We start from the raw sequence: 14,154 nt of genomic DNA on the forward strand, positions 1-14,154 counted from the left end.
TCGACACTTGTCCTCAACGCGCCGACCCGACGCGACCCACCGAGGAATACGCCATGACCCAAGCCATCGCCGGCATCAACATCCCGGACAGTGCCCTGGCTCGCGCCACCACCGACTATATTCGTGACGAAGAAGACGACCTGCTGTTCAACCACTCCCGCCGTGTGTTTCTGTGGGGCGCGTTGACCGGTGAGCGCAAAGGCCTGAAGTACGACGCCGAGCAGCTGTACGTCGGCGCCATGTTCCACGACTTGGGGCTGGTCAAGAAACACAGCAGCCCCGACCTGCGTTTCGAGGTCGACGGCGCCAACGCCGCGCGCACTTTCGCCCAGTCGTTCGGCTTGTCAGAAGGGGACTTGGAGCAGATCTGGTTGTCCATTGCGCTGCACACCACGCCAGGTGTTCCCGAGCATTTGCGACCGAACGTGGCCCTGGTCACTGCAGGCGTGGAAATGGATGTACTGGGCATCAACTACCACCAGTTCAGTGATCAGCAGCGCGAGGTGGTGACCCATGCACACCCCCGTGGCGAGGCCTTCAAGGAGTGCATCCTCTGCGCCTTCGCCAACGGTTTTCGCCATAAACCGGATACCACGTTCGGCACGGTCAACGCCGACGTACTGGTCGATGAAGAGCCCTCGTTCAAGCCGCTGAACTTCGTCGAGATCATTCGCAAGTCGCCCTGGAAGGCTTGAAGGGTACACGGGGGGGCATCGCGACCGGCTGTGGGTCGGTCGCAGCCTTGCCGGCCAGGTTGGCGGGCAGAAGCTGAGGCCTTTGTGAGGGCATCCTTCTCGACTTTCCCGCTTCGGCATCTCGCCAACCTTTGTTACGCTGCCTTTTTGCCCGCTCATGAGGAGCGGCATGCAAGTAAAGGGAGCGGCAATGACTTCCATTGGCACCGCGGCGCCGGTCGTGCCGGGGCGGCTGGAGCAGTATTCCACCCGCGTGGCGTTTTTCATCGCCGGTTTCAGCCTTTCCGCCTGGGCACCGCTGGTGCCTTATGCCAAAGCACGGCTCGCACTGGATGATGCCAGCCTTGGCTTGCTGTTGCTGTGTCTGGGGATCGGCTCGATTCTTTCCATGCCCCTGGCGGGCGCACTGACCGTACGCTACGGCTGCCGACGCATGATTCTGTGGGTCGGCTGTCTGGCCTGCCTGTGCCTTCCGCTACTGGCGACGGTGACCACATTGCCGTTGATGGTGGCGACACTCTTTGTGTTCGGTGCGAGCATGGGTGTGCTGGACTGTGTGATCAACTTCCAGGCGATCATCGTCGAGCGGGCCAGTGGCAAGACCATGATGTCGGGCTTCCATGGCCTGTTCAGTTGCGGGGGCATTGCAGGCGCTGCGGGCGTTTCGGCTTTGCTGAGCGTCGGTGTCTGGCCGTGGCTGACCATGGTGCTGGTGTCGCTGCTGATCGGCGTTGCGCTTTATAAGGCCTATCCCCACCTGCTCGGCTACGGCAGCGAGGCGGGCGGTCCGGTGTTCGCGATCCCCCAGGGCGTGGTGCTGTTCATTGGCCTGCTGTGTTTCACGGTCTTCCTGACCGAAGGCGCGATGCTGGATTGGAGTGCCGTTTTCCTGAGTGCACAGCGCGGCGTCGAACCGTCCTATGCGGGCTTTGGCTACGCAGTGTTCGCCTTGGCGATGACCCTTGGCCGATTGGGCGGCGACCCGATTGTCCGGCGGTTGGGCCCCCATCGGATCATCCTGTTCGGTGGTTTCTGTGCGGCAGCGGGCATGGCCGTCGCCACGCTGGTTGCCCATTGGCAAGTGGCGTTGCTCGGGTACGCGCTGGTCGGGATTGGTTGTTCCAATATCGTTCCGGTGTTCTACAGCGCGGTCGGGCGCCAGAAGACCATGCCCGAGAACGTTGCCGTCCCGGCCATTACCACGTTGGGGTACCTCGGTATCCTCATGGGGCCGGCCGGTATCGGTTTCGTTGCCCACCTGAGCAGCCTAGACGTGGCATTCATGATCCTGGCCGTCATGCTGCTGGGGGTGGCTCTCAGCGGGCGGTTCTTGCGGGTGTGACCGGCCTGCTGCAAGCCGGCGACGCGCACCTGCTGCAGCGTGCCGATGCTGCTAGGGGACCATTGCGAACCCGACGCCAAACCGGTTCCATGCGTTGATGGTGGCGATGGCCAGGGTGATGTTGACCACCTCCGCTTCGCTGTAGTGCTCCAGCAGCGCTTCATACTGATCCTGAGGCGCGTGATGGGTCGACAGTTGCGTGAGGCTTTCGACCCAGGCGAGTACTGCCTTTTCCTTGGCATCGAAGAAGGGGGTTTCTGCCCAGACGCTCAGGGTCTGCAAGCGGGTTTCCGTTTCGCCGGCCTTGCGCGCGTCGTTGGCGTGCATGTTGACGCAATAGGCACAGCCGTTGAGTTGCGAGGCGCGCAGGCGGATCAGTTCCATGAGTGAGTGGTCGAGGCCGGTGCGGGCCAAGGCGGTCTCCAGGCCTACCATGGCTTTGTAGGCTTCCGGTGATTTCTGTGCCCAGGCGATGCGTGCGTTCATGGGGTTCACTCCATTCAAAAAGGTAGGAAATGTCGTTTGACGTGGCGCTACCTTACGCTGGGCGGGCGGCGCGCCGAATAGCCAATGGCACGGGATTACGGGAGACCAATTGCCCGTCCGTCCCCCCATGGCGCGCATGCGAGCCAACACGTTTCATGAACGCCGTCGCCACGTTTCGCGCCTTGCCGCTCAGGCTCATCGCTTTAGCATGTGGCCAACAATCATAAGGAGTGACCCATGTTTGCCGGATTCCAGAAAGACCTGCGCCTGGTCAATGGCGTGCGGATTGCCTACCGCATCGGTGGCCATGGCCCTGGTCTGTTGCTGCTGCACGGGCATCCCCAGACCCACGTCATCTGGCACAAGATCGCCGAGCGTCTCAGTCAGCACTTCACGGTGGTGGCGGCGGACTTGCGTGGTTACGGAGACAGCGACAAGCCCTTGGCCACCGACGACCATTCCAGTTATTCCAAGCGTGAAATGGGGCGTGACATGGTGGCGCTGATGCGCGAGCTGGGCCTGCCGACCTTTTCGATCCTGGCCCATGACCGGGGCGCCCGGGTCGCGCACCGGCTGGCGCTGGACCATGAGCAGGCCGTCACGCGCATGGCCTTGCTCGACATCGCGCCCACGCTGGCCATGTACAGCCAGACCAACGAGGCTTTCGCCCGAGCGTATTGGCACTGGTTCTTCCTGATTCGCCCGGCGCCGCTGCCTGAAACCTTGCTCGAGGCCAACCCCGAGCAGTACGTGCGCAGCGTCATGGGCACACGCAGTGCGGGGCTTACCCCATTCACCGATCAGGCCTTTGCCGAATATGTGCGCTGTGCCCGCTTGCCAGGCGCCGCGCGTGGCGTCTGCGAAGACTACCGCGCCAGCGCCAGCATCGATCTGGATCACGACCGCGCCGACCTTGCTGCCGGTCACCACCTGCAACTGCCTTTGCTGGTGCTGTGGGGCGCGGAAGGCACGGTGGGCCAATGCTTCGACCCGCTCAAGGAGTGGCGACAGGTCGCCAGCGATGTACAGGGCAAGGCGCTGCCGGGCGGCCATTACCTGGCAGAGGAGATTCCTGACGCGTTACTGGCCGAAGTGCTGCCCTTTCTGGTGTGAGCAGCGAGGTCACGCCTTGCACGGGGGCGATCATCGACAGGTATCCGGGCCCAGCATTCTTCTGGCCAGCAACCGCTCCCGCACCTTGTCGTACACCAGGTTGAACACCATCGTGTACGGCAGGAACGACAGCAGCAGCCCGATATCCAGCATGAACGCCTCCAGCAAACTGATCGAAAGCCACCAGGCAGCGAGCGGCACAACGGCGACCACCAGCCCGGCTTCGAACGCGATGGCATGCAGCGCCCGTACCTTCACGGTCATTGGAAACCCGAGCCGGGCGCGCAAGCGATCGAAGCTGGCGTTGAACACCATGTTCCACAGCATCGCAAGGGTGGAAATCATGACCGTCATCGCGCCCATCTTGCCCAGTGGCTGATCGAAGACCCAGGCCAGGGCAGGCGCGAACAGCAGCACGCCGATGAGTTCAAACAGCGCGGCATGGAAGGCGCGCTCTTTGAGCGACTTGGTGGGCGTCGTCGGTGTCTCGGTTGAGTGCACGGGCATGGGTCGGATTCACTGTTTGGCTGGGCAGGGCTGCATTGTCGCGGTGCAGTCGGCTACAGTGAAAATCGTTACCATCGGAAAAACCGATGGACCTGCCAAGGATCTCTCATGAGCTATTCACCGGAGGCGCTCGAAGCCTTTGCCCAAGTCGTCGCCCTCGGGTCGTTCAGTGCGGCGGCCCGACGGCTCGGCAAGAGTCAGTCGACCATCAGCGAAGCGATTTCCCGGCTGGAGATCGACTTGGGTGTCACCCTGTTCGATCGTTCGTCGAAGCAGCCGACCCTGACGGAGGCGGGCAGGGCGCTGGAAGACCGTATCACCGATGTGCTGGTGTCCTCCGACAAATTGCGGCGGGCGGCAGGCCGGTTGGTGGAGGGCGTCGAGTCGCGCTTGACCCTGGTGCTCTCGGATGCCAACCAATTCGCCGAATTCGAAGCGCGCATGACCGAGCTCGATCAGCGTTTTCCCGACATTGAGCTGGAGTGCGTGTTCGCCGAACACGGCGATGCGATCAACCTGATTCAGACCGGGCGCGCCACGCTGGGGCTGTTGTCCGCGCAACCCGGTTACCCCCCGGAAATCGGCTATGCGACGATCGTCGAGCGCGCGGACTTTGGCTTGTTCGTTTCCCATGGGCATCCGTTGGCCGGCGAGCCGCAGGTGGATTATCGGCAACTGGCCAAGCATCGCGCGTTGCGGCTGAACACGCTCCTTGACGAGTGCGTCACCACCGATGACCTGCCAGAGGGGGCGCAACGGACTTGGTCAGCGCCCAATTACCTGTTGTTGATGGACATGGCCGTTTTCGGTTTTGGGTGGTCGGCTCTGCCGCGCTGGCTGGTGCGAAGTTACGCCCAGGGCCGCTTGAAAGAGTTGCAGGTCCCCGGCTGGCCGCGCAGTTCGGCGGTCGACGTGATCTGGTCGCGGCAAAAAAGCCCGGGCCCTGCTGCGGCGTGGTTGCTGGACACCTTGCTGGAAGGGCGGGGGGACTACTGAGCAGCGGAGCACCCAGGCCATGGGACGGCTGCGCAGCCGATGGAAGCTGGTTTCGCGGCGGGCCGCCACTTCAATCATCACCCCCTTCCAGCACAAAGCCGTCGGGCATTTCCTGCGCGTATTCACTGACCACCTCGCGGGTCAGGCTGACGATGTCCTCCACCCGTTCCATTCCGGCGCCCGTGCGCCAACTGGCGACGATATCCATCTGCGGCGGCAGTGGCACGTTGTCGATCAGGGTCAGTACCCCTTGCGCCAATTCGCCACGGACCAAGGCGACCGGCAAGGCGCCGATGCCGAAGCCGTCACGCACCAAACGGGTGATGGCCGATGCCGAGTTCACGCAATTGATGCGCGGTGTGATGATGTCGGCGGTGTGTAGCATGTTAAGGATGTCCTGATGCGGCCGGGAGTTGCGTGAGAAGGTCACGATACGCGCCTGGGCGATTTCCTCGAGCGTCACGTCGGCGCGGTCGAACGTCGACCCGGCGGGCACGACCCATTGCAGGGGATAGCGCGCCAATCGCGCATTGCGCACGGCGTCGAAGCGCAGCACGTCGGTCTGGAAAATGATGTCTTGATAGCCCTTTTCCAGTTGCATGCACAGATTGCTGGCGGTCTCGGCGGTCAGCTCGATTTCCAGGTTCGGGTAACACTTCATCAGCCGTGTTACCAGCGGGCTGAGCCAAGTGTGTATCACCGTATCCATGGCGCCGATGCGGATCCTGCCGCGCACTTGGGTGGGGTCATTGATCGCCGCTTTCATGCTTTGCATCGTGTCCATGATGTGTTCGGCGTACTCCAACACCCGCACACCCTCGGTGGTCAGGGAGACGCCCTTGGAGTCGCGGACGAACAGCCTCACGCCCATTTCGTCCTCCAGCGCGGCGATCCGGCTGGAGATAGACGCCTGGGTGCTGAACAGCTTCTCTGCCGTGAGCCGGAAGCTTTTCAGCCGAGCGACCCAGACAAAGGTTTCCAGAAACTTGAGGTTCACCGAGCGTTTTCCTTGAGCGATTGAGCGGTGCCGAACGGGGCAGGGGGCCGAAGAGCCCACCGCGAACGGCGATCATCAGTCAGGGAAAAAGCAGGTTACATGCCAGTGAAACAATGGAAATTCTGATCGGGCGCCACGGTTTTATTTGTTGGACGCCCGATCAAATCCGTGCGAGCAGCTATTTCACCAGGCGTAGCGCAGGTCGGGAGCGCTGTGCCTGATGTTGCTGACGGACGATGTCCTGCATCCTCAGGTTCAGTTCCTCGGTGGCTTTGAGCAGTTGGCGTAGGGCTTCGAGCAGGGTCTTCTGGCCATGAATGTCCAGATCGTGCCGGGATCCGGCAATGCTCTCCAGCAGGCTGGTCAGGCTTTGAGTCAATTCGTCGATTGGTTCCATCGCAGCGTTCCGTGTCATTGGAAGGTAAAGCCGTCGAGACGCTGTTTGAGCGCCACCGCGATCTGTGCCAGTTCTTCGCTCGCCGCCCGGGTCTGGTCGGCGCGCACCGAGGACTGCATGGAGAGGTCGCGAATGCGGATGATGCTGCGATCCACGTCCTTGGCCACCAGCGCTTGTTGCTCGCACGCAGTGGCGATCAGGGTGTTGCGCTCATCGATGCGGTTCACCGAGGTGGTGATGCCCTGCAGCGCCGCGTTGGCGGACACCGCCTGTTCCCGCGTCTGAGCAGCCTGGGTCGCACTGTCGGTCAAGGCTGTGACGGTTTCGCGGGTGCCACTCTGGATGTGGCCAATCATGCGCTCGATGTCCATCGTCGAAGTGCTGGTGCGATGGGCCAGCGAGCGCACCTCATCAGCGACTACGGCAAAGCCGCGACCGGCTTCGCCTGCACGCGCCGCTTCGATGGCAGCGTTGAGCGCCAACAGGTTGGTCTGCTCGGCAACGGAGCGAATCACCTCAAGTACTTTGCTGATTTCGAGCGTGTTGCTCGCCAGCACACCGGCACGCTCGGAAGCGCCGCTGACGCTGCTGTCCAAGCGGGTGATCGCGCCCAGCGTGGCGTTGAGTTCCTGCTGGCCGTCCTGGGCCAGGTGCAACGAACTTCTGGACTCATCGGACGTGCTCAAGGCATTGCGCGCGACTTCGTCGACGGCCTGGCTCATCTCGGTGATGGCGGTGGCAGCCTGCTCGATTTCGCTGTTCTGGGCTTGCAGATCGGTGTTACTGCTGTTGACCAGCGCACTGAGTTCCTCCGCAGCGGCGGAAAGCTGCGCTGCGGCGTGGTAGACACCCGACAGCGTGCCGCTGAGGTTGTCGCGCATGACGACCACCGCTCGCAACAATTGAGCCGCCTCATCCTGCTCTTCGATGTGCACTGACGTCGCCCGCAGATCGCCCTGCGCAATCTGTTCGGCAAACGTCAGCGCCTGGGACACGGGCTGAGCGATGCTGCGCGTCAAACTGTGTGCGATGAGCGCTGCACCCAGTGTGACCACAATGATCACTCCCAGCGTGACCTGCAGTGACATCCGGTAAGCCGCGGCTCCCGACTCACTGGCGGCCTGTTGAGAGGCGTCATTCATACGCTCCAGTTCGCCCAGCGCATCACTCATCTGCTGCGCGAGGGTGGTCAGCTCGTTTTCGATGAATGCCTGCGCCTGCGTCGCGTGGCCTTGCGCCAGTTCATCATGCACCTTGAGCGCGCCCGCTCGATACTGATCGAACAGCGTGCCGACACGGTTGAAGATCTGCCCCTCGTGCTCGGTGGAAATCAACGGACGGTAGGTATCTTGCGCGGTCTTGAAGTCGCGGATGTCGTCCATCAGCAGTTGATAGTTCTTGGCCAGTGCCGCTTCGTTGGTCGAGACCAGCAAGCGCAGGGTGCTCAAGCGCGCCTTGGCCACCGCGAGAATGATGTCATCGCCAAAGGCAATGCCCGGCAGGGCATCTTGTTCGATCACCAGACTCGCCTGACGAATCATTTTGGCTTGATACATGGCAAAGGCACCCACCCCGATCAGCGCGAGGATCACCAGTGCAAAGCACAGTCGAATACGTGTGGCGAATTTGAAACGTCTGAGCATCATTGAATGTTCGTCCCCAGTGAACGGCAAGTCCCGTCACGGGGTTTTACCGTGTAAGCGGTAGGTTTTAACCGGGGCGTCACCTCGGGGACAAACGAAAACAGCTTGCGGATAACAATAAAGGCGCCAGTGATCCGTTCTAGATGGAACTTGAACCGCGTTTCATTGGGTACCGGACGGGGAGATCCCTCGTTCGATCCGATAACTTCCCGGCGACATCGAAAACCATCGCTCACAGGCTTTATTGAAGGCGCTCTGGTTTTTGAATCCGATGCAGTAAGCCACTTGTTTCAGACTCAGATCGGTATTTAGAAGCAAATGACGACTGTGTTGCTGGCGTACCTCGTCCAGCACTTTATGAAAACGCTGACCTTCTTTTTCCAATGCGCGGGATAACTGATGCGCAGACATCTCCATGCCTTGAGCCACCTCTTCGAGCGCCAGCGTCTTGCCCTGGAGCAAGTACTGGAGGATGAGCTGCCTGAGGCGTGTCGTGATCACCGCCGCTTGCCATTCGCGATGGCGTCGTCGCAGGTATTCGTCATGGATCTGCTGCAGTGACGGGTCGAAGGTCGCCACCGGCAATTCGCCATCGCAGCGGCGGAAGGTCAGCGATGTGACCGGGGCGGAAAACTTCAGGTTGGTGCCGAACAGTCGCTCCAGTTGACGCTTGTCTGTGGGTTCGCGGTAGCTGAATTCGGCCTGGATCGGCTCGATACGAGCCTTGGGCGCCAGCCAGTGCAGCAAGCCAAGCGTGAGGGCGGCCACCGCGTCGATGAAAGCCCGCGGCAGCGCCGTGTTGCATGGGCTGGTGGACAATCCGGCAATCTTCATCGCCGTCGGGTGAACGTCCAGGAACAGGCTGAAGCCGCTGCCGATCAGGGTGTGGTGCTCGGCGATCCGGGCCAGCGCGTCGTGCAGCGTTGGGCACGACATGATCGCGTAGCCCAAGACCCCCAGGTGCCCGGGGTGCGCGCTGTGATACGCCAGCAGACCGATATCCTCGTTGCCAGTCTGCAGGTGCGCGCGGGAAAAGAATTCGGTGAGCTCGTTCATCGGTACATGGGGAGGCGGCGGCAACTCATGCGCCTGCTCCGGCGAATGAACAAGATGGTGCTCAACACCTTTTTCGACGTGACAAATAGCGTCGATAAACGCTTGCGCGAAAACCGGAGAGATACTCTGCATGGTCATTCCGTATCGTGATCGGTCGGCCGGTGACGGTGTTGTTATAAGGCCTGGTTTGTTGACTGATTGCTCAGGATTTAAGAAGGAAAGTTGCGTGGTGAATCGAAGAGGTCATGCGCTCCCTGAAAGATACATTTAGCGGTCGATATAAGCCGGATCTGGAACCAACTACTGGCCATCCCTCTACAGCGAGTCCTAGTTTCCGGCCCCTACACTAGCGAATGGATAGCAAGTGTAAAGTGAATATGATTATCGCGTCACTCATTGCCCTCCAAATGAAGGGGAGACGATGAACGGTGCTGAACAGATTTTCTTATAGGGCATAGCGGTTTTTTCCCGTTGGACGGCATGCAGCGGTCTGCCGAAAGATGCTCGGCGACACGAGAAAGGCACGACGCCGCGTCGGTAGACACCGATGCAATCCACGCGCCAAGCCTTCAGGGTCGCGGTGTTCAGGCGCCCGACCTCATTCATTAGCTGCGCTCTGCCAAGCAGTCGGTCGACACCGCTGCGCGCTCACGGGAAGAGGCTTCAATGACCCATAACAATCAGAAATACGTCTGTGCATTGATCTTTGGCAGCGTCACGCTGACACAGGGCATCACCGCCCACGCCGATTTCGTTGCCGACAGCAAAGGCGAACTGGAAGGCCGCAATTTCTACTTCAATCGTGACTTCCGTCAGGAGGGTGCTCGCGACAAGGCGGAGGAATGGGCCCAAGGGCTTCTGCTGCGTCTGCGATCGGGTTACACCGCAGGCACCGTAGGAGTTGGGCTGGACGCGCTGGGCATGGTGGGGTTGAAGCTCGATTCGGGTGACGGCACGGCGGGCACCGGCTTGCTGCCTGCGGACCGCTCATCCGGTGGCTCCCAGGACGACTACGCCAAGTTGGGGCTGACCGCCAAGATGAAAGCCTCGAAAACCGAGCTGAAGGTTGGCTCGTTGTTTTTCAAGGACCCGGTGATCAACGCCAACGACACCCGCCTGTTGCCGCAAACCTTTCGCGGTGGGCTGCTGACCTCACAGGAACTGGCCGGCCTCACGTTGAACGCAGGCCATATCGACCGCATCAAGGCCAACAGCTCGAGTGACTTCACCGAGATGACCGGCAATCGCATCGGCGGCACCAGCAACAGTTTCAATTTCGGCGGAGGTGATTATCAGGTCACGCCGCAACTGACGCTGAGCGCTCACTATGGGCAACTGGAAAACGTCTATCAGCAGTACTACGGCGGGCTGATTCATGTATTGCCCCTCGGCACGGGCCAGAGCCTGAAATCGGACATCCGCTACGCCAGCAGTCGCGAGGACGGATCTTTCCGCGCCCTGGACAACACGGCATTCGGGTCAATGTTCACCTACCGACTCACCGCACATGCCTTTGGCGTCGGCTACCAGCGAATGAACGGCGATGACCCCTTTCCGTACATCGCGGGCAGTGATCCCTATCTGGTCAACTTCATTCAGATCGGTGATTTCGCCAATGCCCGGGAGCGCTCCTGGCAGTTGCGCTATGACTACGATTTCGCGGCGTTGGGGCTGCCCGGCCTGACGTTCATGAGCCGGTATGTGTCGGGCGACAACGTCGAACGTGCGGCAGGCGGCGAGGGCAAGGAGTGGGAACGCAACACGGACATCGGGTATGTGGTGCAAAGCGGGGCGCTGAAGAACCTGGGCGTCAAATGGCGCAACGCGACGGTGCGCTCGAACTTTGGCAATGACCTGGACGAGAACCGGTTGATCGTGAGCTACACCGTCCCGCTTTGGTAAAAGCCGGCGCCGCCCAACCCTCTCCATTTCGCGTGGGCTGTCCAGTCCTCACGCGGCCCATAACCTCGAGAGATTCATCATGCAAACCGCTATCAACCTCTGGCCGCTGCTCGGCGTGCTCGTCATCGTGTTGGGCTTCGTCCTGCGTTTCAATCCCATGCTGGTGGTCGCGCTGGCGGCACTGGCCACGGGCCTTGCGGCGAGCATGCCGCTCGAAACCATCCTCGCCACCATCGGTACCGGCTTCATCAAGACCCGCACCTTGCCGCTGATCATTTTGCTGCCGCTGGCCGTCATCGGTTTGCTGGAGCGGCATGGCTTGCGGCTGCACGCCCAGAACTGGGTCACACGGTTCACCCGACTCACTGCCGGGCGGCTGCTGATCGCTTATCTGTTCGTGCGGGAGAGCACGGCGGCGTTGGGCTTGACCAGCCTGGGCGGGCACCCGCAGATGGTTCGTCCGCTGCTCGCACCGATGGCGGAAGGTGCAGCCGAATCGCGCTTCGGCAAGTTGCCCGACGCCCTGCGCGTCAAGCTGTTGTCCCTGTGTGCCGCCACCGACAACGTCGGGCTGTTTTTTGGCGAAGACATCTTCGTGGCCTTTGGCGCGATCGCCCTGATGCACACGTTCCTGCTGGGATCAGGTATCGACGTGGACCCTATGCACATTGCCTTCTGGGGCATCCCGACAGCGCTGTGCGCGTTCGTGATCCACAGCATCCGCTTGCACCGCTTCGACCTGCGCCTGAATCGCGAACTCAAGGCCCTGCCACGCCCATCCGCCACGTCTGAGGAAGTGTCGTCATGATCCTGTCCATTCAATACTTGTACTGGCTGGCCGGCCTGATCCTGGCGATCACGGCCTTGATGACAGCAGCAGATCGCAGCAACCCCAAGCGCTGGACCACCGGGCTTTTTTGGGGGCTGTTCGCGACTGCTTTTTTGATCGGCGAGCGCCTGCCCGCTGTCTGGGTGGGCGCCGGGGTGCTGCTCATGGCGTTGATCGCGGGATTAGGCGGTGTCGGATTCGGTCGCCACGATAGCCTCCCGGACGCGGCGCGACGCGAAAGTGCAGGGCGCTTGAGGAACAGGTTGTTCGTCCCCGCACTGGCCATTCCGCTGGTGACGGTGGTGGGCGCGGTGGGGCTGAAGGCCATCAAGTTTGGCGACGTCTATCTGCTGGATCCGGCCAACAGCACCTTCGTGTCGTTGGGCATCGGCAGCCTGGTGGCGCTGGCACTGGCCTGTTGGCTCACCCGCGACACCCCGGTCCAGGCCATGCGCGAGTCCCGTCGCCTGACCGAGGCCTTGGGCTGGGCGCTGGTGCTCCCACAAATGCTGGCGATGCTGGGGCTGGTCTTTAACGACGCCGGCGTCGGCAAAGCGGTGGCGCATCTGGCGACCGCGTACATCAACCTGGATGTTCGGCTGATCGCCGTGATGGTGTATGTGCTCGGGATGGCGCTTTTCACCGTCGTCATGGGCAACGGATTCGCGGCGTTTCCGGTGATGACCGGCGGTATCGGCGTACCGGTGCTGGTGGGCATGTACGGGGCCAACCCTGCGGTGATGGCGGCTATCGGCATGTTCTCCGGTTACTGCGGCACGCTGATGACGCCAATGGCGGCGAATTACAACCTCATTCCGGCAGCGCTGCTGGAACTGCCGGACAAATATGCGGTGATCAAGGCGCAGGTTCCCACTGCGCTGGCGATGCTGGTGGCGAACATCGCGCTGCTCTATGGCTTGATGTAAATGCGCCCAAGAGAGGGAAAGGGAAGTTCCGAACGCCCACGTGCAGCGGTGACGAAAGCCCCATCGCAAACGATTGCGACCGCCGGTGGTCTCAGCTTTCGACGAGGCAAACCTCTCTATCTCCGGGTCTTTAGCGGGTCAGGCAGCGATGCCTGACCCGCTTTGCATTGCGAGGCTGACCGCTTTCAGAAAAAAGAGGTTGAATAGTCACAATAATTGTTATTTAAATAACAAAAATAATAGCGCTCGGGCGATTTGGTTTCAGGTCGTCAGAACGTGCACAAGGTAACGACACATGAAAAAGATCGCGGTCATTGGCAGCAACATGGTGGACCTGATCACCTACGTCGATCGGATGCCGGTCCAGGGCGAGACGCTGGAAGCACCGGATTTCGCCATGGGATGCGGCGGCAAGGGTGCCAATCAGGCGGTGGCAGCGGCCAAACTGGGGGCCGACGTGCTGATGTTGAGCAAGGTCGGTGACGATGCTTTCGCCGACAACACCCTCGCCAATTTCCAGCGCCATGGCATCGATACGCTGTTCGTCCAGCGTGTGCCCGGCGTTTCCAGCGGCGTGGCGCCCATCTTCGTGCAGCACGATTCCCACAACAGCATCCTCATCGTCAAAGGTGCCAACGCCCACCTCAAGCCCGCGGATATCGACGCCGCGCACGCCGCGTTGCGCGACTGCTCGCTGATCGTGTTGCAACTCGAAATCGCCTTGGAGACCGTTTACTACGCCATCGACTTTGCCAAGGCGAACGGCATTCCGGTCTTGCTCAACCCTGCGCCCGCCGTCAAAGGCCTGAGCCGCGAACACCTGCTGAAACTCGACTTCCTGATCCCCAATGAAACCGAGTTGGCCCTGATCACCGGCGAGGTAATCGACTCCCTCGAAGCGGCGAGGGCTGCAGCACTGCAATTGACGCGGGACGGCATTCGCCACGTCATCGTGACGCTGGGCGACAAGGGGGCGCTGTACGTGGGCGAGGAGGGCGAGTTCCGCGTCGAGGGTCTCAAGGTGGATGCCCGCGACACCACGGGTGCCGGTGACGCTTTCATCGGCTGCTTCGCGCGTCACTGGAGCGAGGACGGCGACATGCGCCACGCGATGACGCAAGCCGTGGCCTATTCCGCGTGCTCGGTCACCGGGCGAGGCACGCAGAGTTCGTACCCGGACGCCGACGGGTTCGCACGTTTTCTCGACGCCCTGTAAGCCATTCATGAGCCGCCGCACTCTGGCCGGACGTTGGTGGCCGACGGGG

The 14,154-nt window shown here is 61.4% G+C and carries 14 protein-coding genes; 8 read left to right on the forward strand and 6 right to left on the reverse strand.

Annotated elements, in window-relative coordinates:
• Positions 1–53: 53 nt before the first annotated feature.
• Both N5D61_RS03640 and N5D61_RS03645 read left to right on the forward strand, forming a co-directional pair.
• Positions 54–695: an HD domain-containing protein gene (locus tag N5D61_RS03640; protein ID WP_108238480.1), complete on the forward strand. Its 642-nt coding sequence runs from the start codon at positions 54–56 to the stop codon at positions 693–695.
• Positions 696–885: 190 nt separating this feature from the next.
• Positions 886–2,037 carry an MFS transporter gene (locus N5D61_RS03645; protein WP_108238430.1) on the forward strand — a complete coding sequence of 384 codons (1,152 nt, stop codon included), beginning with the start codon at positions 886–888 and terminating at the stop codon, positions 2,035–2,037.
• A 51-nt stretch (positions 2,038–2,088) separates the two neighbouring features.
• Here the strand turns inward: N5D61_RS03645 and N5D61_RS03650 are convergent, their stop codons facing one another.
• A complete protein-coding gene (locus N5D61_RS03650; RefSeq protein ID WP_108238429.1) occupies positions 2,089–2,523 on the reverse strand; it encodes a carboxymuconolactone decarboxylase family protein in 435 nt (144 codons plus the stop codon).
• Between the two features lie 237 nt (positions 2,524–2,760).
• Between N5D61_RS03650 and N5D61_RS03655 the strand changes: the two genes are divergently transcribed.
• A complete protein-coding gene (locus tag N5D61_RS03655) occupies positions 2,761–3,636 on the forward strand; it encodes an alpha/beta hydrolase (protein ID WP_108238428.1) in 876 nt (291 codons plus the stop codon).
• 30 nt (positions 3,637–3,666) lie between these two features.
• Here the strand turns inward: N5D61_RS03655 and N5D61_RS03660 are convergent, their stop codons facing one another.
• Positions 3,667–4,143 (reverse strand): multidrug/biocide efflux PACE transporter, encoded by a 477-nt coding sequence (locus N5D61_RS03660; protein ID WP_108238427.1) that lies wholly within the window; start codon positions 4,141–4,143, stop codon positions 3,667–3,669.
• A gap of 108 nt (positions 4,144–4,251) precedes the next feature.
• Here N5D61_RS03660 and N5D61_RS03665 point away from each other — a divergent pair, with 108 nt between their 5' ends.
• Entirely contained in the window at positions 4,252–5,139 is an 888-nt protein-coding gene (locus tag N5D61_RS03665; protein WP_108238426.1) for a LysR family transcriptional regulator, read from the forward strand.
• A 70-nt stretch (positions 5,140–5,209) separates the two neighbouring features.
• Here N5D61_RS03665 and N5D61_RS03670 read toward each other — a convergent pair whose 3' ends face one another.
• From N5D61_RS03670 to N5D61_RS03685, 4 genes are all read right to left on the reverse strand, one after another.
• Positions 5,210–6,136, reverse strand: coding sequence for a LysR family transcriptional regulator (locus N5D61_RS03670; protein WP_108238425.1), 927 nt, complete (start codon positions 6,134–6,136; stop codon positions 5,210–5,212).
• A gap of 178 nt (positions 6,137–6,314) precedes the next feature.
• Positions 6,315–6,533: a hypothetical protein gene (locus N5D61_RS03675; protein ID WP_108238424.1), complete on the reverse strand. Its 219-nt coding sequence runs from the start codon at positions 6,531–6,533 to the stop codon at positions 6,315–6,317.
• A 14-nt stretch (positions 6,534–6,547) separates the two neighbouring features.
• On the reverse strand, positions 6,548–8,176 hold the full coding sequence (locus N5D61_RS03680; protein WP_108238479.1) for a methyl-accepting chemotaxis protein: 1,629 nt from the start codon (positions 8,174–8,176) through the stop codon (positions 6,548–6,550).
• 162 nt (positions 8,177–8,338) lie between these two features.
• Complete coding sequence (locus N5D61_RS03685) at positions 8,339–9,364, reverse strand: AraC family transcriptional regulator (RefSeq protein WP_158541441.1); 1,026 nt, start codon at positions 9,362–9,364, stop codon at positions 8,339–8,341.
• A 534-nt stretch (positions 9,365–9,898) separates the two neighbouring features.
• On the opposite strand from N5D61_RS03685, the gene N5D61_RS03690 reads away from it, so the two are divergent.
• From N5D61_RS03690 to rbsK, 4 genes are all read left to right on the forward strand, one after another.
• Positions 9,899–11,134 carry an OprD family porin gene (locus N5D61_RS03690; RefSeq protein ID WP_108238422.1) on the forward strand — a complete coding sequence of 412 codons (1,236 nt, stop codon included), beginning with the start codon at positions 9,899–9,901 and terminating at the stop codon, positions 11,132–11,134.
• A 79-nt stretch (positions 11,135–11,213) separates the two neighbouring features.
• Positions 11,214–11,942, forward strand: a complete 729-nt coding sequence (locus N5D61_RS03695) for a DUF969 domain-containing protein (RefSeq protein WP_279890882.1) — start codon at positions 11,214–11,216, stop codon at positions 11,940–11,942.
• Positions 11,939–12,889, forward strand: a complete 951-nt coding sequence (locus N5D61_RS03700; protein WP_279890883.1) for a DUF979 domain-containing protein — start codon at positions 11,939–11,941, stop codon at positions 12,887–12,889. The genes N5D61_RS03695 and N5D61_RS03700 overlap by 4 nt, the downstream gene beginning before the upstream one ends.
• A gap of 295 nt (positions 12,890–13,184) precedes the next feature.
• Positions 13,185–14,105 (forward strand): ribokinase, encoded by a 921-nt coding sequence (rbsK, locus tag N5D61_RS03705; RefSeq protein ID WP_108238419.1) that lies wholly within the window; start codon positions 13,185–13,187, stop codon positions 14,103–14,105.
• The last annotated feature ends 49 nt before the right edge of the window (positions 14,106–14,154 follow it).

The organism is Pseudomonas sp. GD03842, assembly GCF_029841165.1.
Taxonomy (GTDB): Bacteria; Pseudomonadota; Gammaproteobacteria; order Pseudomonadales; family Pseudomonadaceae; genus Aquipseudomonas.

Excerpts from the sequence above, each read along its gene's own strand:
- N5D61_RS03640 (WP_108238480.1), top strand. The coding sequence starts at position 54 with ATGACCCAAGCCATCGCCGGCATCAACATCCCGGACAGTGCCCTGGCT.
- N5D61_RS03645 (WP_108238430.1), top strand. The coding sequence starts at position 886 with ATGACTTCCATTGGCACCGCGGCGCCGGTCGTGCCGGGGCGGCTGGAG.
- N5D61_RS03650 (WP_108238429.1), bottom strand. The coding sequence starts at position 2,523 with ATGAACGCACGCATCGCCTGGGCACAGAAATCACCGGAAGCCTACAAA.
- N5D61_RS03655 (WP_108238428.1), top strand. The coding sequence starts at position 2,761 with ATGTTTGCCGGATTCCAGAAAGACCTGCGCCTGGTCAATGGCGTGCGG.
- N5D61_RS03660 (WP_108238427.1), bottom strand. The coding sequence starts at position 4,143 with ATGCCCGTGCACTCAACCGAGACACCGACGACGCCCACCAAGTCGCTC.
- N5D61_RS03665 (WP_108238426.1), top strand. The coding sequence starts at position 4,252 with ATGAGCTATTCACCGGAGGCGCTCGAAGCCTTTGCCCAAGTCGTCGCC.
- N5D61_RS03675 (WP_108238424.1), bottom strand. The coding sequence starts at position 6,533 with ATGGAACCAATCGACGAATTGACTCAAAGCCTGACCAGCCTGCTGGAG.
- N5D61_RS03680 (WP_108238479.1), bottom strand. The coding sequence starts at position 8,176 with ATGCTCAGACGTTTCAAATTCGCCACACGTATTCGACTGTGCTTTGCA.
- N5D61_RS03685 (WP_158541441.1), bottom strand. The coding sequence starts at position 9,364 with ATGCAGAGTATCTCTCCGGTTTTCGCGCAAGCGTTTATCGACGCTATT.
- N5D61_RS03690 (WP_108238422.1), top strand. The coding sequence starts at position 9,899 with ATGACCCATAACAATCAGAAATACGTCTGTGCATTGATCTTTGGCAGC.
- N5D61_RS03695 (WP_279890882.1), top strand. The coding sequence starts at position 11,214 with ATGCAAACCGCTATCAACCTCTGGCCGCTGCTCGGCGTGCTCGTCATC.
- N5D61_RS03700 (WP_279890883.1), top strand. The coding sequence starts at position 11,939 with ATGATCCTGTCCATTCAATACTTGTACTGGCTGGCCGGCCTGATCCTG.
- rbsK (WP_108238419.1), top strand. The coding sequence starts at position 13,185 with ATGAAAAAGATCGCGGTCATTGGCAGCAACATGGTGGACCTGATCACC.